At 63.7% G+C, this 21,361-nt stretch carries 20 protein-coding genes and 1 tRNA gene; 11 read left to right on the top strand and 10 right to left on the bottom strand.

Annotated elements, in window-relative coordinates:
• Positions 1-147 precede the first annotated feature (147 nt).
• Positions 148-1,179 (top strand): polysaccharide deacetylase family protein, encoded by a 1,032-nt coding sequence (locus B5525_RS10290; protein ID WP_079565909.1) that lies wholly within the window; start codon positions 148-150, stop codon positions 1,177-1,179.
• Positions 1,180-1,198: 19 nt separating this feature from the next.
• Here B5525_RS10290 and B5525_RS10285 read toward each other — a convergent pair whose 3' ends face one another.
• The gene (locus B5525_RS10285) at positions 1,199-1,447 is read right to left on the bottom strand and encodes a hypothetical protein (RefSeq protein ID WP_079565908.1); all 249 of its coding nucleotides are present in this window, start codon (positions 1,445-1,447) and stop codon (positions 1,199-1,201) included.
• A gap of 146 nt (positions 1,448-1,593) precedes the next feature.
• Complete coding sequence (locus tag B5525_RS10280) at positions 1,594-1,965, bottom strand: hypothetical protein (protein ID WP_079565907.1); 372 nt, start codon at positions 1,963-1,965, stop codon at positions 1,594-1,596.
• A gap of 160 nt (positions 1,966-2,125) precedes the next feature.
• Here B5525_RS10280 and B5525_RS10275 point away from each other — a divergent pair, with 160 nt between their 5' ends.
• Genes B5525_RS10275 through B5525_RS10265 form a run of 3 tightly spaced genes read left to right on the top strand, consistent with a single transcriptional unit; the run spans position 2,126 to position 3,905 of the window.
• A complete protein-coding gene (locus tag B5525_RS10275; RefSeq protein WP_079573168.1) occupies positions 2,126-2,743 on the top strand; it encodes a hypothetical protein in 618 nt (205 codons plus the stop codon).
• A gap of 1 nt (position 2,744) precedes the next feature.
• On the top strand, positions 2,745-3,125 hold the full coding sequence (locus B5525_RS10270; protein ID WP_079565906.1) for a transcriptional regulator: 381 nt from the start codon (positions 2,745-2,747) through the stop codon (positions 3,123-3,125).
• A 33-nt stretch (positions 3,126-3,158) separates the two neighbouring features.
• On the top strand, positions 3,159-3,905 hold the full coding sequence (locus tag B5525_RS10265) for a di-trans,poly-cis-decaprenylcistransferase (protein ID WP_079565905.1): 747 nt from the start codon (positions 3,159-3,161) through the stop codon (positions 3,903-3,905).
• Between the two features lie 794 nt (positions 3,906-4,699).
• On the opposite strand, the gene B5525_RS10260 is transcribed toward B5525_RS10265, so the two are convergent.
• Positions 4,700-5,149 (bottom strand): hypothetical protein, encoded by a 450-nt coding sequence (locus B5525_RS10260; RefSeq protein ID WP_154073145.1) that lies wholly within the window; start codon positions 5,147-5,149, stop codon positions 4,700-4,702.
• Between the two features lie 369 nt (positions 5,150-5,518).
• Here B5525_RS10260 and B5525_RS10250 point away from each other — a divergent pair, with 369 nt between their 5' ends.
• Together B5525_RS10250 and B5525_RS10245 are read left to right on the top strand one after the other, a co-directional pair.
• The gene (locus B5525_RS10250; protein WP_079565903.1) at positions 5,519-6,769 is read left to right on the top strand and encodes a tyrosine-type recombinase/integrase; all 1,251 of its coding nucleotides are present in this window, start codon (positions 5,519-5,521) and stop codon (positions 6,767-6,769) included.
• A 333-nt stretch (positions 6,770-7,102) separates the two neighbouring features.
• Positions 7,103-7,393 (top strand): hypothetical protein, encoded by a 291-nt coding sequence (locus B5525_RS10245; protein ID WP_079565902.1) that lies wholly within the window; start codon positions 7,103-7,105, stop codon positions 7,391-7,393.
• A 948-nt stretch (positions 7,394-8,341) separates the two neighbouring features.
• On the opposite strand, the gene B5525_RS10240 is transcribed toward B5525_RS10245, so the two are convergent.
• The 5 genes from B5525_RS10240 to B5525_RS10220 all read right to left on the bottom strand — a co-directional run bounded on the left by B5525_RS10240 (position 8,342) and on the right by B5525_RS10220 (position 13,098).
• Entirely contained in the window at positions 8,342-9,040 is a 699-nt protein-coding gene (locus B5525_RS10240; protein ID WP_154073144.1) for a hypothetical protein, read from the bottom strand.
• Between the two features lie 127 nt (positions 9,041-9,167).
• A tRNA-Thr gene (locus B5525_RS10235) sits at positions 9,168-9,243 on the bottom strand.
• Between the two features lie 141 nt (positions 9,244-9,384).
• Entirely contained in the window at positions 9,385-11,142 is a 1,758-nt protein-coding gene (locus B5525_RS10230) for a heme biosynthesis protein HemY (protein ID WP_079565900.1), read from the bottom strand.
• Positions 11,143-11,149: 7 nt separating this feature from the next.
• A complete protein-coding gene (locus B5525_RS10225) occupies positions 11,150-12,310 on the bottom strand; it encodes a COG4223 family protein (protein ID WP_079565899.1) in 1,161 nt (386 codons plus the stop codon).
• 41 nt (positions 12,311-12,351) lie between these two features.
• On the bottom strand, positions 12,352-13,098 hold the full coding sequence (locus tag B5525_RS10220; RefSeq protein ID WP_079565898.1) for a uroporphyrinogen-III synthase: 747 nt from the start codon (positions 13,096-13,098) through the stop codon (positions 12,352-12,354).
• 299 nt (positions 13,099-13,397) lie between these two features.
• Here B5525_RS10220 and tsaD point away from each other — a divergent pair, with 299 nt between their 5' ends.
• From tsaD to B5525_RS10205, 3 genes are all read left to right on the top strand, one after another.
• Positions 13,398-14,471: a tRNA (adenosine(37)-N6)-threonylcarbamoyltransferase complex transferase subunit TsaD gene (gene tsaD, locus B5525_RS10215; RefSeq protein ID WP_079565897.1), complete on the top strand. Its 1,074-nt coding sequence runs from the start codon at positions 13,398-13,400 to the stop codon at positions 14,469-14,471.
• A 236-nt stretch (positions 14,472-14,707) separates the two neighbouring features.
• Complete coding sequence (locus B5525_RS10210; RefSeq protein ID WP_079565896.1) at positions 14,708-15,688, top strand: NAD(P)H-dependent glycerol-3-phosphate dehydrogenase; 981 nt, start codon at positions 14,708-14,710, stop codon at positions 15,686-15,688.
• A gap of 2 nt (positions 15,689-15,690) precedes the next feature.
• On the top strand, positions 15,691-16,104 hold the full coding sequence (locus B5525_RS10205) for an EVE domain-containing protein (protein WP_079565895.1): 414 nt from the start codon (positions 15,691-15,693) through the stop codon (positions 16,102-16,104).
• A 91-nt stretch (positions 16,105-16,195) separates the two neighbouring features.
• Here the strand turns inward: B5525_RS10205 and B5525_RS10200 are convergent, their stop codons facing one another.
• Positions 16,196-17,347 (bottom strand): DNA topoisomerase IB, encoded by a 1,152-nt coding sequence (locus B5525_RS10200; protein WP_079565894.1) that lies wholly within the window; start codon positions 17,345-17,347, stop codon positions 16,196-16,198.
• Positions 17,348-17,754: 407 nt separating this feature from the next.
• Between B5525_RS10200 and acs the strand changes: the two genes are divergently transcribed.
• Together acs and B5525_RS10190 are read left to right on the top strand one after the other, a co-directional pair.
• Positions 17,755-19,707: an acetate--CoA ligase gene (gene acs / locus B5525_RS10195; RefSeq protein ID WP_079565893.1), complete on the top strand. Its 1,953-nt coding sequence runs from the start codon at positions 17,755-17,757 to the stop codon at positions 19,705-19,707.
• A gap of 544 nt (positions 19,708-20,251) precedes the next feature.
• Entirely contained in the window at positions 20,252-20,764 is a 513-nt protein-coding gene (locus B5525_RS10190) for a L,D-transpeptidase (protein WP_079565892.1), read from the top strand.
• Positions 20,765-20,959: 195 nt separating this feature from the next.
• On the opposite strand, the gene B5525_RS10185 is transcribed toward B5525_RS10190, so the two are convergent.
• The gene (locus B5525_RS10185; protein ID WP_079573166.1) at positions 20,960-21,178 is read right to left on the bottom strand and encodes a DUF1674 domain-containing protein; all 219 of its coding nucleotides are present in this window, start codon (positions 21,176-21,178) and stop codon (positions 20,960-20,962) included.
• Positions 21,179-21,361 lie beyond the last annotated feature (183 nt).

Raw genomic sequence — 21,361 nt, 5'->3', positions numbered from 1 at the left:
GCCGCCGACTGTGACGTCCATCACTCTCTGAATTGGAGCTCTGCCGGCTGAGATTTGTCGGGGGAACCGGCGCGCGTTGGCAGGGCGTTAACGACTATTTCTCATTAATGACTTAGCGAAAATGCCGGGTTCTTGGAGAGTGTAGCCATGCGTAACGCGTTAGGTCTGATGCTCGCGAGTGTTGTGACGGCCCTCGTCATCTCGGCGGTTTGGTTGTTCTGGCCGTCTTCTTCGCCGCGCGTGGCGCTTACCGCTCCGAACACCGTCGCCGCCGCGCCTGCCGAGCGGATGGCCGCCGCCGATCCCGCGGCCAGGCCGGCTCCGGTACGCGAGGATGTCGAGGTCACCGCGGCCATTCCCGAAACACCCGCGGCGCCGGCGCTGCAAAAAAGCACATGCGCCAATCCGGACGCCCTCGGCGTCGCCCGCGTGGTCGTCATCGACGCCACCGGCGGACCGGGCTTCGGCTTCGAGCATTTCAAGCAGCTCGATTTTCTTACCGACAAGGAGGTCGTGCTGACCTTCGATGACGGTCCCTGGCCGGGCAATACGCCGGCGGTGCTCAAGGCGCTCGCGGACGAATGCACCAAGGGAGTGTTCTTCCCGATCGGCAAGCACGCCACGTACCATCCGCAAATCCTCAAGCAGGTCGCGGCCGCCGGCCACACCGTCGGCGCCCACACCTGGTCGCACGCCAATTTGAATTCCAAGAAGATGACGGAGCAGCTCGCCAAGGACGAGATCGAAAAAGGCTACAGCGCCGTCAAGATGGCGCTGGGCGCGGCACCCTCGCCGTTCTTCCGTTTTCCGGAACTGCAGCACAGTCCCGCCGCGATGACCTATCTCGCCTCGCGTAATGTCGCGATCTTCTCCTGCGACCTCGACTCGTTTGATTTCCGGGCCAAGAATGCCGACCAGATCGTCAACACCGTCATGACCAAGCTCGACAAGCAGGGCAAGGGCATCATCCTGATGCACGATTTCCAGAAGCACACCGCCGAGGCGCTGCCGACCTTGCTGCGCCGCCTCAAGGCCGGCGGCTACAAGGTGGTGCAGATGAAAGCCAAGACGCCGCTGCAGACCTTGCCGGAATATGACGAAGCCTTGCTCAAGGACATGAAGGTGCCGGTCTCGAGCGCGCGCCCGATTGGCAGCGTGGTGCAGACCGTCACCGAATAGTGTCGCTTTCGTCCGGCTCTCAGGCCTTCGCGCAGGGCTTCTTGTCTTTGACGGCCCGCACCGGCGTTGCCGGCTGCGTCGTGACCGGGTCCGATGATTTGATGGCGCGGGAAAATTCCTCCAGCGCCTGCTCGGAAGACCAGTCCAGATAGCGGATGAACGCCACCGATAACGCCAGCAGGACCAGCACCTGCACGAGCAGGATGCGGGAGATTCCGAGCCAGTCGATGCGGCGGGTTTCCGGGGTCTGGTTGCCAGATGGATGCACGGGCGGCTCCTGTCAGCAGGCTCGCACTGTGCAATAGGCCGATTATCAGAATTCGATGTGAATGATTTCACATTTAACGCGAACGTGAAGCATCGGCACTGACCCAGTGCGGATCGGCCGATGCGCCATTTCGAGGCGGGCACGCCTTACCAATAGATGCCGTGGCGATGCAATTCGCCGATGATGCGCGCTTCGGTCCAGTCGCGCCGGGGTTTGCGGCGTTCGGCCTTCTGGACGGGAGCCGGCTTGACCGCATCGGCGGCCGGTGCGGCCGTGGCCGTATTCACCGCAGCGGGCCGATCGACATATTTCGGCGCGTCGGCGGGTGTTGCCTGTTCGACGGCTTTGGGCGCCTCGGCAGGTTTGGCGGCGTCGGCCGGCTTTCCCTGTTCGGTGGTCGCCGTGGTCTGATCGTCGCTCGACGCCAGCGTGAGGCTGCGGGAGCCTTTGGCCTCGGGCTGGGCCTGGGCCGAGGCCGATGCCAGAACCAGCGCCGCGACTAGAATCAATTTGCGCATGTGAAATCTCCTGTGGTTGGCTTGTTGGGCTGAAATTGGGCGGACCATAGGCCGGTCGCGGCAGCCTTTATGTGAGCAAGGTCACGCAATTCTCCAGCGCCCGGGCTTGCCCGGATTTTGCAATCGAGTACACTTTGTAGTGCAAAGTTCGGGGCACATGATGAGCGATCTCGACAAGGCCTTGGCCGACATTTTCACCATTCGCAGCCAGATCGCGGCCGGCACCGCGTTTCGCGGCTACGGCCCGGCGGCGGTCGCCGCCACCGGCGGTCTGGCGCTGGCCACCGCGATTCTGCAGTTCCTCTGGCTCGACGATCCCACCGCGCATCCGCTCGCGTTCTTCGCCGGCTGGGCGGCGGCCGCACTGGTGTCCGGCGGCATGATCTGGACCGAGATGCAGGCGCGCTCGCACCGCCATCATTCGGGTTTGGCCGACGTGATGATCCACCAGGCCATCGAGCAGTTTCTCCCCGCAGGCCTTGCCGGTGTGCTGCTGGCGACGATGCTGCTGAAATTCGCGCCGGAAACGCTGTGGCTGCTGCCGGGCCTGTGGCAGGTGCTGGTGAGCCTCGGAATATTCGCCTCGGTCCGCTCGCTGCCGCGCACCGTCGCCTTCGCCGGCGCCTGGTATTTTTTCGCGGGCTTCGGCTGCCTGCTGCTGGCAAGCCAGAGCCATGCGCTGTCGCCGTGGACCATGGGCCTGCCGTTCGTTTTCGGCCAGTTGCTGATGGCCGCGATCCTGCATTTTGCGTCCGGAGAGAGTGATGTCGAAGAGTGAGTTGTCGAAGACTGAAATCAACACCGCGCCGTTTTCCTATGACGGCCTCGACCGCGTGATTCACGAGAAGGCGCGGCTGGGTCTGTTGACCTCGCTGATGGCGCATCCCAAGGGACTGGCGTTCGCCGATCTCAAGCAGCTCTGCGGCCTGACCGACGGCAATCTCAGCCGCCATCTCGGCGTGCTGCAGGAAGCGGGCCTCGTCGAGGTGACGAAGGGTTATGAGGGCAACCGTCCCCACACCTCCTGCCGCCTGACCAAAACCGGCCGCCGCCGATTTCTGGATTATCTCGCGGTGCTGGAAGGGCTGGTGCGCGACGCCGCCAGGGCGGCGGGCAAAGAGGCCGCCCCCACGGCCAAATTTCGCATTCTGCCCGTTTGACGCTTCTCCCTTTTTTTGCAAGGAAACTTTGTAATGCAAAGTGGTCTCTCTTCCAAACCGCAGACGAAATTGCACGTCGGCATCATCATGGACGGCAACGGACGCTGGGCAACACGGCGGCGGATGTCGCGGCTGCGCGGCCACGAGGCCGGCGTCGAGGCGATCCGTCGTGTGGTGGAAGCCGCCCCGAAGCAAGGCCTGGGCACGCTGACGCTGTACGCGTTCTCCAGCGACAATTGGCGCCGGCCGAAGGCGGAAGTCTCCGCGCTGATGTCGCTGCTGCGGTTTTATCTCGCCAGCGAAGTCGAGAGCCTGGTGCGCAACGGCGTCCGTCTCACCGTGATCGGCCGCCGCGATCGTCTGCCCGCCGGCATCGCGGACGCGATCGGACGCGCGGAAGCAGCGACTGCGGGCGGCGACGTTCTGCACCTGCGCATCGCGGTCGACTATTCCGCGCGCGACGCGATCCTCAACGCCGCGCTCAAGGCGGCGAGCGCAGGCCAGCTCACGCGCGAAGCTTTTTCCGACCTCGTCACCGGCGAAGCGGGCCTGCGCGACGTCGACCTCGTCATCCGCACCAGCGGCGAGAAGCGATTGTCCGACTTCATGCTGTGGGAAAGCGCCTATGCCGAGCTGCATTTCACGGAAAAGATGTGGCCGGATTTCCGGGAAGATGATCTTGCCGAGGCGCTGATCTCGTTCCACGGCCGCGAGCGGCGGTTCGGCGGGCTGCAGCCGGAGGCGATGGAGCCGAGGGAAGAGCCGGCGCTGAGTGCGTAGGGATAATGTCGTCATTGCGAGCGCAGCGAAGCAATCCATCGCGCAACAACAAAGAAAGAATGGATTGCTTCGCTGCGCTCGCAATGACGGCTTCCAGACATGACTATAACTCCCGCGGCGCCGTGCACCCGAGGTTTGCATTTAGTTTCCGCCCCAAGAGGGCGTGGGGAATGCCGGGTGCCAGCGCACCCGCAGCCGCGCGTGTAGTGTAGATAGCACGCGCGTTAGTCACCACGGTCGCGCCGAGATCACCCGGCATTCCCGCACGCAATGGTTTTAACGGTTTCCTTCGTACTCTCCCCGGTGATCGGGCTTTTTTGTCACCGTCATCCCTGAGAAGCTTGCTTCTCACGAACTTGACGCCGGCGTCGAGGCGTCAGGACCACACGACTTCTCCGTCCGCAAGAAAGCGCTTTAGTCTTGAGCACTCCCTGCGTCCACCGCATCCCGTCCCAACGTTCGTGACGATGGCCAACGCCCCTCTCTGAAGGACAGGACAGCGGGAGTCATAGGGTGATTTGCATCTTCGGAAAATCAGAATATTTTTTCGAAAAGGACTGGACAGGTAGAATCAGCTTGATCGGCTTAAGGAAATTAGATTTTACGCGCAAGTTCGTAGCGCGGCGGTGCTCCACGATAAAATCGTCATACCCCGCGCATGCGGGGTATCCAGTACGCCGCGGCCCTTCGATTCAATTGCAGATGTCTCGGAGTACTGGATCACCCGCTTTCGCGGGTGACGACAACCGAGAATGTGGCGCCGCCGCGCGGAAGGCCTCGTCGGACTTCAAACCTCAAAACTGAAACGGCTTCACCGAAACCGAGGTCTTGCCATCCGCCGTCTGCTCCACCCTGTATTCCACTTCTTTCTGCGCGGTCGTATCCCCGATCCTGACATACAACAACCCGGTACAGCTCGCCGCCCGCGCGGTTCTTGAGTTCGAGACGATGGTGTCATCCAGGGAATAAACCGCGTCCTGTTTTGCCTTTTCCCTGATGGCTGATTTCTCCGCGTCGGCTTTTGCCTTGCTCAACAATTCCACAACCGAATCGGAATTCTCGACCGCGAAATTGATGAGCGGATTATTCTTGTTGTCCGCCACGCTCTTGACGACGGAATTGCGCGCGTCCGGAGAGCCGCAGTCAGGTCCCACATCGCCACAGCCGCTCAACAGAAGCAGGATAGGGAAACACCACAGAACTGACGGCTGTTGTTTCCCGAACAGGTTGATCGAAAAGCCCACGATATCTCCCTGCTCCGACACGACGCCAAGCGGAATTGCACCGTTGTTTGTCTGATTCTGGTCCCGACCGCTCCATCGGATTTCGACAGGCAGGAAACTGGACCGCGCATTTCATTTGGAGACTGGGAGGCGACGCGCCAAGGGCTGGTGCCGCAAACAGGACTCGAACCTGTGACCCCGTCATTACGAATGAAATTTAATCTTGCTTGCGGGGCGATGCAGCCGGGCGCACCAAGTAGCAATGGATTGCATATGATACTGAACTTTCTTGTCTTTCTGGCACGCATGCCCCCGTGACCGAGGGCCACCCATTGCGCCCAAGCGCGTGCGCGAGTACCTAGATAGGTACGGCCAGGTACGGAGCCCGGCATGCCGCGACGAGCCCTCACCGATCGATTCTGCGCCCATGCCAAAGCCCGCGACGGCGAGGCGCAAACGGATTACTTCGATGAGGAGCGGCCCGGACTGGCGCTGCGGGTGACCAAGGCTGGCACGAAGTCCTGGACCTATTACTTCACCTGGGGCGGCAAGCGGGTCCGAATGACCCAAGGTCTAGGGACCTATCCCGCAACCTCGCTCGCCCGAGCCCGCACCCTTGCCGATCAAGCCCGGGCCGCGCTGGAGAAGGGCAAAGACCCGCGAACGGCACTGGCGAAGCCTGAAACGTTCAAGGCCATATGTGAGGAATGGTACGAGCGCGAAGGCAAAGCGCTCCGCACTGGCGAGGATCGCAAGGCAACGCTGGAACGGCTGGCCTACCCCACCCTTGGCGATCGGTCGATCAACGAAGTTGGGCGCAGGGATATCATCCGGCTCCTTGATCGGATCGAAGATGAAAGCGGAGCCGTAATGGCGGACCAGACCCTCGCCTTCATGCGGCGCGTGTTCAATTGGCACGCCAACCGAAGCGACGACTTCCGCTCCCCGATCGTCCGGGGGATGGCCCGAACCAAGCCGAAGGCACGCGCTCGCAAACGCATTCTTGCCGACGATGAAATCAGGGACGTATGGGCCGGCCTTGCGGCAGCCGAGGTGCCGACCTGCTACCCGGCTTTTGTGAAAATGCTCCTGCTGACCGCGACACGGCGCAACGAAGGGGCCAACATGCACACGTCAGAGCTTGAGGGCGACCTTTGGACAATTCCAGGCGAGCGGTACAAGACGAAGCTGGATCACGTCATCCCGCTGACGCCGCAGGCCCTCGCGTTGATCGGCGAGAAGCCCTACGGTGTTAACGGCAATTCGTGGTTCGTGTTCTCGACGACCCACGGCATAAAGGGCTTCTCCGGCTTCTCCAAGGCCAAGCGCGAACTCGACAAGGAGATCGCCAAACGCCGGGAAGCCGAAAGCCGTGAGCCAATGCCCCGCTGGACCCTGCACGATCTTCGGCGCACCGCGCGGAGCTTGATGAGCCGGGCCAAGGTGCCGACCGATCATGCTGAGCGGGTGTTGGGTCACGTCATTGGCGGCGTCAGCGAAACCTACGACCGTTACGAATACTTGGATGAGAAGCGCGAGGCACTTACGCAGCTCGCGCGGCTGGTCGATTTCATCGTCCATCGGCGGGTCATTTCGGTGACGCTGCGACGGGTCAATCGAGAGGCCGAGTCGACCGCATAATCACCGGGCGGGATCGATCACGTTTCGGTGAGTCCTCTAGTGTACCCTAACCGATAGCGGGGCGCTCAGCTCACGCAGTGCGGATTGGACCGCACCCGAAATTGTGAGTGAACAATGGTCGCCAAGCTGGGAGCCATACATTCCGCATTCGGCCCCAGCGACGATTGATATCGTTGCCCTGGTGGTTAAGGCAGCCAACCGGCGAATTTAGCCCACAGCCCTCGGAGGCTCCGGGCGGTGAGTAAATCCGCAAGGTTCCGGCGGTATTAGTCAGACAGCGACGTTGTCGCAACTCGTGCATTTCCGGTGTTCCGCACACCATGAAACCTTGCGTTGCATTTTGAACCGATCGCTAATTTTGATTACCAGCGGCGCTTCATTGCCTACGCAGCGATCCTCCTACTCGTGCTGCGTAGTGCGCAACAGGCCCTTATTGCGGAGGGGTGCGCGATGAAAAAGAAAGATCGGATTAGCGAGCGCGAGGATCAGGACCGGATCGAGAGATTGCTGAAAATCGCCTTCAACACGGAACTGCAACCGCTTAGGTCACTCAAGACCGCAACCAAAAAGCGGCGAGCGTTGAAAAAGAAGGCCGTTAGTCGTCGGAAGAGGCCACCAACTTAGACGGCCTTATTTCCAGCGCCTAGCGAAGCCGTCCGATTGTTGTATGGCTCACCCCGAACGTTCGGGCGATATCCGTCAATGCTTCGCCAGCCTCGCGCCGCGCCAAGGTCGGGCCATTGGGCTTGGCATGGCGATGCTTGGGCTTGCATCGAACTGTTGCCATGGTCACGTGTTGATGGGGGCGGGGCCAAAAACTTGGCTTGCCACCCCCAGCATAGGACCTCTCAGTAAAAATTATCAATTTTGCAAAATTCCGGCGAAGCCGCCCCAAGCGCTGTGCGGCCTTGGCCTCGCTGCACAAAACGTTGAGGGGTCACCCGTCGGTGACCCCTCAAAGCGTTGCCTTATGCCATGGAGCAGCGGAGCTACTTTTTCTCCTCGCTGCCTTTCTCCTCGCTGCCTTTGCGCCGCTCACGTCGCTCCTCGCGAGCTCTCCTGCGAGCTTCACGGCGCTGACGTCGTCTCCCGCGGCGTGTGCGCCGCTCCCGAGGCGGCTCTGTGCCGGTCTGCGGGGTCGTCGAGGGAGCGGTCGCTGGGGCGGTCACCTGGGCCTCAGCATCTGACACCGTTAGCACGGTGATAGGCACTGTGAGGCCCAATGTGGCGATGCCCAAAAGGGAAAGAGCCCTTCGACGAGAGATCACTTCCGATGTGATTTTATTATCCATATCAAAACTCCTTCGGTTTCGACGCCTCACATTACGAACCCGTAATGAACCCGACATGAATAAAAAGCCCCCACTGCAGACCGATTACATGGCCCAACCATCAGCCGATTGCGGATTGCTAATCGACCCACCGTTGAGCGCAGCATTGCGGGGATTGCAGCCCCAAGGAAACCCCGTGCTATACTTGTTTATCGATTTATGGGGCGGCGTTTATGCATTGCCGCGACAAGGTCAATTATCTCCCTTGATCGCACGGTATATTTTAGATCGTTTTGCATGCTCAGCCTGTGAGATTAGATAACGCGCTGTCCTGCTTCCAGCAAAAAGCGTACTCGTTCATATAGATCGCAAAATTGATGTTTCTGAAGATTGACGTATGCTTCCGGCTTAGTTGACCTTGAAATTGAGACCACGACCGGCTGAGGGCTGACTGCGGCATCTCGCCAACGCTAATCATACCTCGCTTCAGGATTCGCTGCTGAAAGTACTTGATGTTCTCTGCGTTTCGTCTTCCAAACGGGGTCAGATCGGTAAACGCGCGCGTCGTAGAAACCACATCTATCCAGGCTCTCTGAAATAGCTCAACGTCAATACTAGCGACGTCAAGGTCGGAGACGCACGGCTCAAATAACTTATCCTTATGGATGCTAAAACCAAGTTGCCCTGATCCGCAGAAGCTGACGGCGGAATAGGCAATGCTGAAGAAGTCTGAAATCTCGGTTCTGATCGCGAACTCGCGGTCTCGCTCTTGTTGAAGAGAAGCGGCGCGCTCTTCAATGAATAGACGGCGAGCTCGCTGCTCGCGATCAGTATATTTTGAACCGAGCACTCGCACATGGCGCTTCAGATCTTCGAGACTCATATCGCGTTCGACCCGAGCGTGTTGCTGTGCGCTGGACCATATTACCATTGGTTGCGCAGCCTTCATCAGATTCCACAAGTGATGCACAACTGATTGGCAAGGACGCGCCGCTTCCACGGGCTCCCTCCAATTGCGTAAATGACAGGCTGCGGCTCTTGGACGAATTGGTACTTGTCTGAGTACCTACAGCGTACCTAAGAGGAAGTTGATCTCGGGCCTAGTCAGACTAAGCTATTGAAATGTTTGGTGCCGCAAACAGGACTCGAACCTGTGACCCCGTCATTACGAATGACGTGCTCTACCAACTGAGCTATTGCGGCGAACCATGCGGCGCGGTCGGCGGAGGGGCCGAAAACGCCCGCACCTGATATCGGGCAGCGCCCGATTTGGCAAGAAAAACGCTTGTCCGCCGGCCGCGCCGGAATCGAACCCGGAGCGGGTATGGGACGAAAACGCCGTGTTCAGCCGCCCCAGCGGGACAAAAACCCGCGCCAGCCGCCGGCCTGGCCCTGCGAGGGGCTGAGTTGTTCCGCGAATTCATCCCTCAGCACCGGCTCGTCATCGGTCCCGGGATCGTCGGGAGCCCGAACGATCGGAATGATAGGCGGAACCGGTGACGGGCTTGATTTGCCGAGATCGGTGCGGGCGCGGAACAGCGGCGCGGCGGTCAGGGTCGGAGGTTCGGCCGGCGGCGCGGCAGTCATCGTAGCGGATGCGGCCGGCGGCGGGGACGGGGCGGGCGGGGGCGCCGGCTCCGCTTCGATGACGACCGGCTTGAGCGGAGAACTGGCTGGCGAGTTGGCTGGCACGTTATCTTGCGCCGCCGTCGACGGTGTCACCTCGACGGCCGCTTCGCGCGGCGGCTCGACGCGGCGCGGCGCCGACAGGATGGCGTCGTTGAATTCTTTTGCCTCGATCTCGGCGGATTTGTCCGACGGCAATGCCGCTAGCGGGGTCTGCCACTGGAACGCGTCGAGCCGGCCCGACACCGGTGACACCGGCCGCCATTTGTCGGAGACATAGCCGTCCGCGGTCCACACGGGATCGTGCAGCGCGCGCACCGCGCGCAGGGTCCAGGCCCGCGCCCGGCCGCTGTCGCCGTGTTCGGTGCGCTCGATCTCCGCCATCAGCATCGCTACCCGCTGCGTCGGCGCGGCGATGAAAGGCGCCAGCGCTTCGCGCGCGCGCGCAAATTCGGATCCGTCGATCGCGGCGCGCGCCAGCGCCAGCGCGCTTTCGAGATGGCCGGGCGCCTTCGCCGCCAGCGTCTCCACCCGCACCAGCCGCTGGCGCGCGGAATCCCCGAGCTTCACATGCGCATAGGCGTCGGCGAGATCGGGATGCGGATGCGCGAGCCACGCCGTCTCCACGATCCGCATTGCGCGGCGCACCTGATGCGCCTCGCTCTCGTATTTGGCGGCGAGCACGGCGGCCGGCACCAAGGTCGGCGCCAGTTTCACCGCTTCCATCACGCTGTCGCGCGACAGATCGCGGTCGACCCTTTCCAGTTCCAGCGCGCGCGCCGTCAAGAGCACGCCGCGCTGGCGGCGGTACGTCGCCTTGTCGATCAAATGGGAGTTGAAATTGGTGTCGAGGATCGCCATCGCGCCGCTCCAGTCGCCCTTGGCGCAGCGGAAACCGAGCACCGCATGCGAGGCCCACGTCGAGGCGGGCGCGAGCTTCAGCGCTTCCTCCGCGATCATCACCGCGGAGACCGGATCGTCCGATCGTTGCGCCTCGATGAACAGGCCGCGCAGGCCCAATAGGCGCGTGTCCTCGCGCTCGGCCATGGCGTGGAAGGCGGCCCTCGCGCCTGCGCGGTCGCCGCTGAGCTGGGCCGATTGCGCGTGCAGCAGCAGGGCCAGCGGATCGTTCGCGGCGTGCTTGCGTGCGATATCGGCATGCACGCGCGCGGCTGCCGCATCGCCGTGGCCGATCGCAAGCAGTCCGCGGGTGATGGCGTGGCGGCCGCGCTTCTCGCGCCCTTCACGCCTGCGGCGACGGATCCTTTCCGGCGTGCGCCACAGCGCGTGCAGGATGCTCCATACGACGATCGCCGCGACGATGACGATGCCGAGCAGCAGCGCGAATACCGGCAGCGAGGGGTGAGCGCGCCAGCCGTCCCACGTCAACACCACATCGCCGCTCTGGTCGGCCACCCAGGCCGCGCCCGCGGCCGCGAGCGTAATCAACAGCAGGAACAGAATGATCCGGAGCATCGGAACCCTACAGCGCCGGCTTGGCGAGCGCCGTCATGGCCTCGTCCGCGAATTGACGGGACACCGCGAGCGCGGCATCGCGCGCGTCGGCTTTTTCGAGCCAGCCTTGCGCGGCGGCGCGGTCGGCCGCGGGCAGCGTCAACAGCTCGCGCCGTGCTTCCTTGTAGTCGTTGCGCAAGGCCGCCGCGGTGACGCGCGCGACCACATTGCCGGGATCGTTGCCGATCGCGTCGGTGCGCTCGATGCGAACTAGTTTGGAGGCGTTGGCGCGCAGCCGGTCGACCAGGCCGGAACCGCTCGTCGATTCCGCCGGGGGCGGCGACAGCTTCGGCACCAGCGCCAGCAATTCGCGGCTGAGCACCGCCGGGCTGGGCACGCCCGAGGCGGCAAAGCCGTCGAGCGGCTTCAGCGTGTCGGGGTTCGGCGCCAGCGATTTCGCCGCCGTCAGCGCCGCCGGATAGGGATCGCCGATCCGGACCAGCACGTCGAGCAGGGATGCCGCCACGATGCGGCGCAGCGCCGGATCATCGGCCGGTTTTGCGCTCTCCCGCGCGATCTCGGTGCTTTGCGCACGCGCGGCGCGCTCCAGCCCCGCAATGCGATCGTTGATCCCGGACAAATCCGGCGCCGCGGCGGCATTTTGCGGCGCCGATTTGGCGTCATTGACGGTGGAGGCGAGTTTTTCCGACTGCGCGCGCAGGCCAGCGAGGTCGGAGCGCAACGCGGCGACCGATTTTTCCAGCGCGTCGACGCGCGCGGCCGTCGCCGGATCGGGCGCGGGAACCGTGGGCTTATCGGCCTTGGACTCGACGCTGGCGATACGGGCAGCGAGATCATCGATGGCCGTGGAATTGACCGGGGGCGCGGGGGGCGGGGCCTCTTGGCCCGGCCATCCCATCAGCCAGGCGACCGCGATTACCAGCGCGGCGGCGCAGGCGCCCGACACCGCCGACGTGACCACGGACGACATCATCGGCCGCCGCTGGACCGATGGCCCCAGTTCAGCGCCGGCGCTCGCCTCGGGATCGGCCGCGGCGCTGGTGTCGGCGCCGGGGATCCGGGTTTCGCTCGATATTTCCGTGGCTTCGAGGTCGATCGTCGGCGGCGCCCGCTTGGCGCGAACGGTATCCGGCGACGGGTCGGTCTCTTCGGGCCTGTCCTCAGCCATCTAGGGGTTCCCTGGTTGCTACGGGAGGATTCGAGAAGGTTCTAGCGCGTTACCGGGCGCAACGCACGGTCCAGCGCCCCGAACAGGGCATTTTCGTCCGGCGACACCGCCACCATGACCTGCGTTGCCCCGGCGTCGCGGACCACCGAGGCGACGCCTTCCGAAATGCAGCATTGCGGGATCGAAAGCGCCGAGATTTCGACGCCGGAGGCGCGCGCGGCCTCCAGGAAGGCCCGCGCGCTGCGCCGCGAGTAATGCAGCACCGCCTCGATGCGGTTGGCCGCAAAGGCGTCGCTGGCCTCATACGGCAGGCCCGATACCGCCGTCATCCGGTAGGTCGTTTGCGTCACTACGGTAAAGCCGCGCTCGCCGAGTTCACCGGCGAGATCGCGCGCCAGATCGGCGCCGGCAAGATAAAGCAGGGGGCTTGCCTTCTTCAGCTCCTTTGCCTTCACGCTGGCGAGCACGCGATCGCGCAAGGCGCCGGCGTCGCCGCTCGCCGAAATCACGTTTTCGAATCCGGCGTCGCGCGCGGCGGATGCGGTGTGTTCGCCGACCGCGAACAGCGGCAGCTTGAGCAACGGGCTGCCGGCAAGCTGCGGCGCGATGCCGCGCAGCGCGTTGGCGCTGGTGACGATGACGGCGCCGTAGGCCGCTTCGCCCTCGTCATGCAGGGGCAGCGGCTCGAACCGCAGCATCGGCGCCTTCAGCACCTCGAAACCCCGCGCACGCAGGCTTAGCGCCGTGGCCTCATCGTCCGGATGCGGGCGGGTGACGAGAACAGCCATGCGTCAGGCCTGCGCCCGAGGCAATTCGGTGGTAACGGTTGATTGCACTTTGCGACCTCGCCATGTAACCGGGGATACCGGAACGCCGCTTTAGACGCCCAGTGCCGCCGATTTGAAGTTCCTGCGGCGCTTGTCGCAAGTTCGGTTAGGAACTTCAAATCGAAAAGCGGCACTGGAAAAAATATAGCTTTTAGTGCCCCTTATGCTTCCGAAGTTCGTATCAGAAGACGCTGCTAGCTTTTACGAACTTCGGAAGCGGGGCACTAATGCAAGGCCTGAAATTGGATACCACAACGTCAATGCTGGTGCTGGGGATCGAGACCACCTGCGATGAAACCGCGGCCGCCGTGGTCGAGCGCCAGGGCGACGGTTCGGGGCGGATCCTGTCCAACATCGTGCGCTCGCAGACCGAGGAGCATGCCGGGTATGGCGGCGTGGTGCCGGAGATCGCGGCGCGCGCCCATGTCGAAATGCTCGACGGCATCGTCGACCGCGCCATGAAGGAAGCGGGCGTCGGCTATGCGCAGCTTTCGGCGGTCGCGGCCGCTGCCGGGCCGGGCCTGATCGGCGGCGTGATCGTCGGGCTGACCACGGCCAAGGCGATCGCGATGGTGCACGACACGCCGCTGATCGCGGTGAATCATCTGGAGGCGCACGCGCTGACGCCGCGGCTGACCTGCGCGCTGGCGTTTCCCTATTGCCTGTTTCTCGCCTCCGGCGGTCATACCCAGATCGTCGCCGTGGTCGGCGTCGGCAACTATGTTCGGCTCGGCACCACCGTCGACGACGCCATGGGCGAGGCGTTCGACAAGGTCGCCAAGATGCTGGGGCTGCCTTACCCGGGCGGCCCCGAGGTCGAGCGCGCGGCCTCCGGCGGCAACGCAAAACGCTTTGCGTTTCCGCGGCCGATGATGGGACGCCCGGATGCGAATTTTTCATTGTCGGGATTGAAGACGGCCGTGCGCAACGAAGCCGCGCGGCTCGATCCGATGGAGCCGCAGGACGTCAGCGATCTCTGCGCCAGCTTTCAGGCGGCGGTGCTGGAATCGACGGCGGACCGATTGAGCGTGGGCCTAAAATTGTTTCACGAGCAGTTCGGACCACCGCGCGCGCTGGTCGCCGCCGGCGGCGTCGCCGCCAACCAGGCGATCCGCGGCGCGTTGCAGGATGTGGCGGCGAAAGCGCAGACCACACTGATCATCCCGCCGCCGGCGCTGTGCACCGACAACGGCGCGATGATCGCCTGGGCCGGCGCGGAACGGCTGGCGCTGGGACTGGTCGACACCATGGACGCCGCGCCCCGCGCCCGCTGGCTGCTTGACGCCAACGCCACCGCGCCGGCGGGATATCCCAATACCCGGGCGGGATTTTGAGATTTGCGATGGGCAACAGATCGAGCCACGCGCGCCATCTTAACCTCGCCCCGCTCTTGTCCGCCGAAGCCCGCCTTCGGGCGAAGGCGGATGCGGGGAGAGGTCGCCGCGCACTTCGCGCGGCGGGTGAGGGGGACTCTCAACGCACTCCTCACCATCGGAATTTGCTGAAGCAGCCCCTCACCCCAACCCTCTCCCCGCAAGCGCAGGGCGAGGGAGTGCACTGAGTCTCGCCGATGCCGTCATTCAACTCTGTCTCCGTGATCGGTGCCGGCGCGTGGGGGACGGCGCTGGCCGGCGTCGCCGCGCGGGCCGGGCGCAAGGTCACGCTTTACGCGCGCGACGCGGCCGGCGCGGCAGAAATCGCCACCACGCGAATAAATCCGAGATTGCCGCAAGTCCGGCTGGACGCCAGCGTTGCCGTCACCTGCGAGATCGCGCGGGCCGCGACCGCCGACATCATCCTGATCGCGACGCCGGCGCAGCATCTGCGCGAGGCTGTTGCCGCGCTCGCGCCGCATCTCGCCAGGGCGACGCCAGTGATCGCGACCGCAAAGGGCATCGAGCGCGGCAGCCACAAATTCATGACCGAGGTGATCGCGGAGACCGCCCCCGATGCCAGCCCGGCCATTTTGTCCGGGCCGAGTTTCGCCGAGGACGTGGCGCGCGGCCTGCCCACCGCGGTGACGCTGGCGGCAAAGGACGAAGCGCTCGCGCGCGCGCTGGTGCAGGCGCTGGGATCCTCGACCTTCCGGCCCTACCACACGGCAGATGTCCGCGGCGTCGAGATCGGCGGGGCAGCGAAAAACGTGCTGGCGATCGCCGCCGGCATCGTGATGGGCAGAAACCTCGGCGCCTCGGCGCAGGCGGCGCTGACCACGCGCGGCTTCGCTGAACTGGTGCGGCTCGGCCGCGCCTGCGGCGCGCGCGGCGAGACCATGGCGGGGCTGTCGGGGCTGGGCGATCTGATCCTGACCTGTTCCAGCCCGCAATCGCGCAATCTCGCGCTCGGCATCGCGCTCGGGCGCGGCGAAACACCCGCCCGCGACAAACTGGCCGAGGGCGAATTCACCGCACCCGTGCTGATCGAACTGGCGGCTTCGCAAAATGTCGATATGCCGGTATCAAATGCGGTGGCGGCGATCCTGCGTGGCGCGGTGACCATCGACGACGCGATCGAAGGCCTGCTGACGCGCCCGTTCAAGGCGGAGGGATGAAAATGGCGTACTGGCTGGTGAAATCCGAACCTTCGGCCTGGTCGTGGGACCAGCAGGTGGCAAAGGGCGCCAAGGGCGAGGCCTGGACTGGCGTGCGCAATTTCACCGCGCGCCAAAACCTCGTGAAGATGAAGATGGGCGACCGCGCCTTCTTCTATCACTCCAACGAGGGCAAGGAGATTGTCGGCATCGCCGAAGTGATCAAGGAAGCCTATCCGGATCCGACCGACAAAACCGGAAAATTCGTCTGCGTCGACATCAAGGCGGACGAGCCGCTGAAGATTCCGGTCACGATGGCGGCGATCAAGGCCGACAAGCGGCTCGCCGAGATGGCGCTGGTGAAATATTCGCGGCTGTCGGTGCAGCCAGTGACGGCGGAGGAATGGAAGATGGTCTGCAAGATGGGCGGATTGTGAAGCCCGTCATTGCGAGCGAAGCGAAGCAATCCATCAAGCAGCAAACTGGATTGCTTCGTCGCCTGCGCTCCTCGCAATGACGATTGAGGGGCTACGCCGCGACGGCCGCCACCACCTGCGCCAGCAGCGCCTCGCGCTTGGACTGCGAGCGATAGCCCTTCATGGTCGCCGCGAAACGCTCGAGGATACCGTCCTCGAAGGCGGTGACGATGGTGTCGTGCACATAGCTCTTGCGGCAGATCGCCGGCGTGTTGGAAAGTTCGTCCGCCGCGGCGCGGACGGCAGCCAGCACCTGCTTCTTGCGGCCGCGGGCGCTGGCCGCCGGTGAAATCCGCGACAGCGATTCCAGCACCACCGCGGATGCCATCAGGGTGCGGAAATCCTTCAGCGAAATCTTGATGCCGGCGATCTCGCGCAGGAAGGCGTTGACCTGGGTGGTGGAGACCGCGCGGACATTGCCGGAATTGTCGCGGTACTGGAACATGCGCTTGCCCGGCACGCCGCGCAGGATGCCGATGGCGCGCACGAGTTTGGCGGCATCGCATTCCTTGCGCACGGCCTTGCCGCCCTTGGCCTTGAAGGACAGCACGACGCTGTCGTCTTCCAGCGTCACGTTGGACTTCAGCATCGTGGTCGCGCCGCGGGTACCGTTGAGGCGGGCGTAGGATTCATTGCCGGGACGGATCGCGGTGCGCGCGATCAGTTCGATCACCGCCGACAGCGCGAATTCACGGGTCGGCGTGTCGCCCGACAGGTGCATGGAGACGTTGCGGCGGATCTTGGGCAGCGCCGCCACGAGCTTCGCCAGCCGGTGCGCCTTGCGGTGTTCGCGGACCTTCTCCCAGTCGGAATGGTAGCGGTATTGCAGCCGGCCCGCGGCGTCGCGGCCGACCGCCTGCAGATGCGAGCTCGGATCGGGCGAGTAGCGGACCTCGGCATAGGCCGGGGGCACCGCCATCGAGTGCAGGCGGCGAATGGTGCCGGCGTGACGGATCGGCGTGCCGTTGGCGCGCACGAAGGAGTAGCTTTTTCCCCGCTTGATGCGGCGGATGGTGAGCTGGTTCTGGTCGCCGAGCTTCAGGCCCATCTCGCGGGCCAGCGTCTCCACGGAGGCGGCCAAGGCCGGTTTTGCCGGCGCTGCCTTGGGTAATTCCTTGGGCAATTGCCCCAAGGCTTCGGCCAGGGCAACGGACGGATCGGCGGAAGCGGGCCGCGCAGCCTCCAAATTCTGTTGATCCATCATGACCTTAGACGCCTCGTTCCAACTACACCCTGCTAATGCCGTTTGTTGATCTCTGGTTCCGGCAGGTGGCTTTCGCCCCGGGGAGGCCATTTAGGGGGTAATCGCCGGGAGCGCCAGCCCATCCAGCAGAAACTGCGGTTGCTGGTTACCGCTAGGGAACGCGCAGACCTGCTCTGCGGCCTTTTGACCGCCCCGAAAACGCGATCGTGATGGCCGCACCATGGGGAATGCGGCGTCCCGCCACGCCCCGTAATTTGATCGGGCGCAAGCGAGGAGGCCGCCAAAGGTCGTATTTGTTCCGCTTGTCGGCGCCAACGGCGCCGACGCATAATCGTTATAAGAATGAAGACGGCTTGCAGTGTCAGGGTTCACTGGCCGCAAGGGTGGAGAAGGGTGGAGGGTGTGAAATGTCCGACAAGATTTACGATGTACCGGCGGAGTGGTCGAAGCGCGCCTGGGTCGACGAGGCCAAGTACAAGCAGATGTACGCGCGCTCGGTCAGCGACCCCAACGGCTTCTGGAGCGAACAGGCCAAGCGCATCGGCTGGATGAAGCCGTTCACCAAGGTCGAGAACGCCTCCTTCGAGCCCGGCAAGATCTCGATCAAATGGTTCGAGGACGGCGTCCTCAACGTGGCCTGGAACTGCATCGACCGCCATCTGCACACCCGCGGTGACCAGACCGCGATCATCTGGGAGGGCGACAATCCTTCCGAGTCCAGGCACATCACCTATCGCCAGCTGCACGACGAAGTCTGCAAGATGGCCAACATCCTGCGCACCCGCAACGTCAAGAAGGGCGACCGCGTCACCATCTATCTGCCGATGATCCCGGAAGCCGCCTACGCGATGCTGGCCTGCGCGCGGATCGGCGCGATCCATTCGGTGGTGTTCGCCGGCTTCTCGCCCGACAGTCTCGCCCAGCGCATCACCGACTGCCAGTCCAAGGTGGTCATCACAGCCGACGAAGGCCTGCGCGGCGGCAAGAAGGTGCCGCTGAAGGCCAATGTCGATGCCGCGATCGCCAAGACCGGTGGCGTGGATTGGGTGGTCGTGGTCAAGCGCACCGGCGCGAAGGTCGACATGAAACCCTCGCGCGACCTCTGGTACCACGATGCTGCAAAAATGGTGACCACGGAATGCCCGGTCGAACACATGCACGCCGAGGATCCGCTGTTCATCCTCTACACCTCGGGCTCGACCGGCCAGCCCAAGGGCGTGCTGCACACCTCCGGCGGCTATCTGGTGTTCGCGGCGATGACGCATCAATACGTGTTCGACTATCACGACGGCGACGTCTACTGGTGCACCGCCGACGTCGGCTGGGTGACCGGTCACAGCTACATCCTCTATGGGCCGCTCGCCAACGGCGCGACCACGCTGATGTTCGAGGGCGTGCCGAATTACCCCGATAATTCGCGGTTCTGGAACGTCATCGACAAGCACAAGGTCAACATTTTCTACACCGCGCCGACCGCGATCCGCGCGCTGATGCAGTCAGGCGACGAGCCGGTGAAGAAGACCTCGCGCAAGTCGCTTCGATTGCTCGGCAGCGTCGGCGAGCCGATCAATCCGGAAGCCTGGGAATGGTATCACCGCGTGGTCGGCGAGGAGCGCTGCCCGATCGTGGATACCTGGTGGCAGACCGAGACCGGCGGCATCCTGATCACCCCGCTGCCCGGCGCCACCAAACTGAAGCCGGGTTCGGCGACCAATCCGTTCTTCGGCGTGGTCCCCGAGATCGTCGACGCCGACGGCAAGGTGCTGGAGGGCGAATGCCAGGGCAATCTGTGTATCGCGAAATCCTGGCCGGGCATGATGCGCACCGTGTATGGCGACCACGCCCGCTTCGAACAGACCTATTTCTCGACCTACAAGGGCAAATATTTTACCGGCGATGGCTGCCGCCGCGATGCCGACGGCTATTACTGGATCACCGGCCGCGTCGATGACGTCATCAACGTCTCCGGCCACCGGATGGGCACCGCCGAAGTCGAAAGTTCGCTGGTCGCGCATGCCAAGGTGTCGGAAGCCGCCGTGGTCGGCTATCCCCACGACATCAAGGGCCAGGGCATCTACGCCTATGTGACGTTGATGGCTGGCGAGGAGCCGAGCGAGGAACTGCGCAAGGAGCTGGTGGCCTGGGTGCGCAAGGACATCGGCCCGATCGCTTCCCCCGACCAGATCCAGTTCGCCCCCGGCCTGCCCAAAACCCGCTCCGGCAAGATCATGCGCCGCATCTTGCGCAAGATCGCCGAGGACGAGCCGGGCAGCTTAGGGGATACCTCGACGCTGGCGGATCCCGCCGTGGTCGACGATCTCGTCGAGCACCGCCAGAACAAGAAGGACGCCTCGGCGTAAGCTGCGGTCGCAACTTGCACCTCGCCCCGCTTGCGGGGAGAGCATAGGCCGCCTTCGGCGGCCGTTCTTGGAAAAGAACGCCGAGGCCAAGCCTCGGCTATCGCGTTAGCGCCGGGTGAGAGGGACTCTCCGCGCAATCCGCAGCTTCAGAATTTGCTGCGGCAGCCCCTCACCCCAACCCTCTCAGAGCGAGCTACGCTCGTCTCAGCCCCGCAAGAGCGGGGCGAGGGAGCGCACCGTCCCCGTGGCAATGTTCGGTACAAAAACCCGCTCTGTCCTTTGCCCCCTCACGCGATCGTCAGGAGCAAGCGGCACGGCGCGACCGTTTTCGGGCGGGTGTTGTTTTCCGGGCATTTACTTTGTTTCCAACATTTTCCTTTTTGTGGACGGCTGGACCCCGCCAGGGCCCTCGCGGAAACCGCCTGGTTAACGTGCGCGGTTAAGAATGCGTGGGCAAACCGGCGGTAAACCTCCGTGTTTTTGCGGGATTTGCATCGAATTTCACGCCCCGGCGGGGTGATGCGAGAAAGAAGCGGAGAGATTGATGTCGTTGAGGATTGCGGTGGCGCTGGCGGCCACCATCGGGGCGGGGATGCTGATGTCGACGGCGGCGCAGGCGCGGCCGGATGTGGTCGGTTTCAGGGGCGACTATTCGCCGGGCACGATCGTGGTGAAGACCAATGAACGCCGACTCTATCTGGTGGTCGATCAGGACCACGCCGTGCGCTATCCCGTCGGCGTCGGCAAGGCCGGCAAGCAATGGGCCGGCGTGACCCGGATCGAGGGCAAGTATCAAAACCCGGCCTGGGCACCGCCCGCCGAAGTGAAGCGCGACAAGCCGACGATCCCAAACCTGATTCCCGGCGGCTCGCCGCACAATCCGATGGGCGTCGCCGCGATGACGCTGGCCGGCGGCGAATACGCCATCCACGGCACCAACGTGCCGGGATCGGTCGGCGGTTTTGTCTCCTACGGCTGCATCCGCATGCTGAATCCCGACATCACCGATCTCTACCAGCGCGTCTCGGTCGGCACGACCGTGGTGGTGACACGCTGAGATCTCGTCGCATCATTCCGCGATAGTCCGAAGCACCAGACCTCAAATGCGCAATTGCGCGTTGAGGTTCGCTCGCTTCACTCGCGCCCCGGAATGACGGCGTCGCAAAAACCGCGCGACCGCGCGGTTTTTTTGTTTGCAGGATCATCCGCTTGCGCCCGACGCCGACGTCAGCGGCAATCGGCTCGCCGGCGCTCAAAAATCCGAGGCGATGCCCTTGGTCTCCCAATCGCCATAGCGGGTTGGTTCCGGACCCTTGGGACCCTGGAACTCCTTCGGCACCGGCTTTGCATTCGCCTCGGCTTGCTTGCGGCGCGCTTCGGCTTCGGCGAGCGCGCGCTGTGCCGCCGGCGTCAGCGGCTTGCGTGCCGCGACAGGCGCTGCGGCTTGTGGCAAAGAAGGATCGTCGGTCATCTCGATGTCCCGCCGCAGGAGCGGCTCATTCAATTCAACGCGCCCGATATAAAGACGATGTGCTACGGTGCCAACGGCAGGCGATTCTTATATTTGGCATATTCCAGTGGCAAAAGTGATTTCCTTCCCGCCGCATAAGCTGAAACGCTGAACGCTATCCGATTCTCCAAGATGTCCGCGCTC

The sequence above is a fragment of the Bradyrhizobium erythrophlei genome, assembly GCF_900129505.1.
GTDB lineage: Bacteria > Pseudomonadota > Alphaproteobacteria > Rhizobiales > Xanthobacteraceae > Bradyrhizobium > Bradyrhizobium erythrophlei_D.
This window is presented reverse-complemented; position numbering and strand designations above follow the sequence as displayed.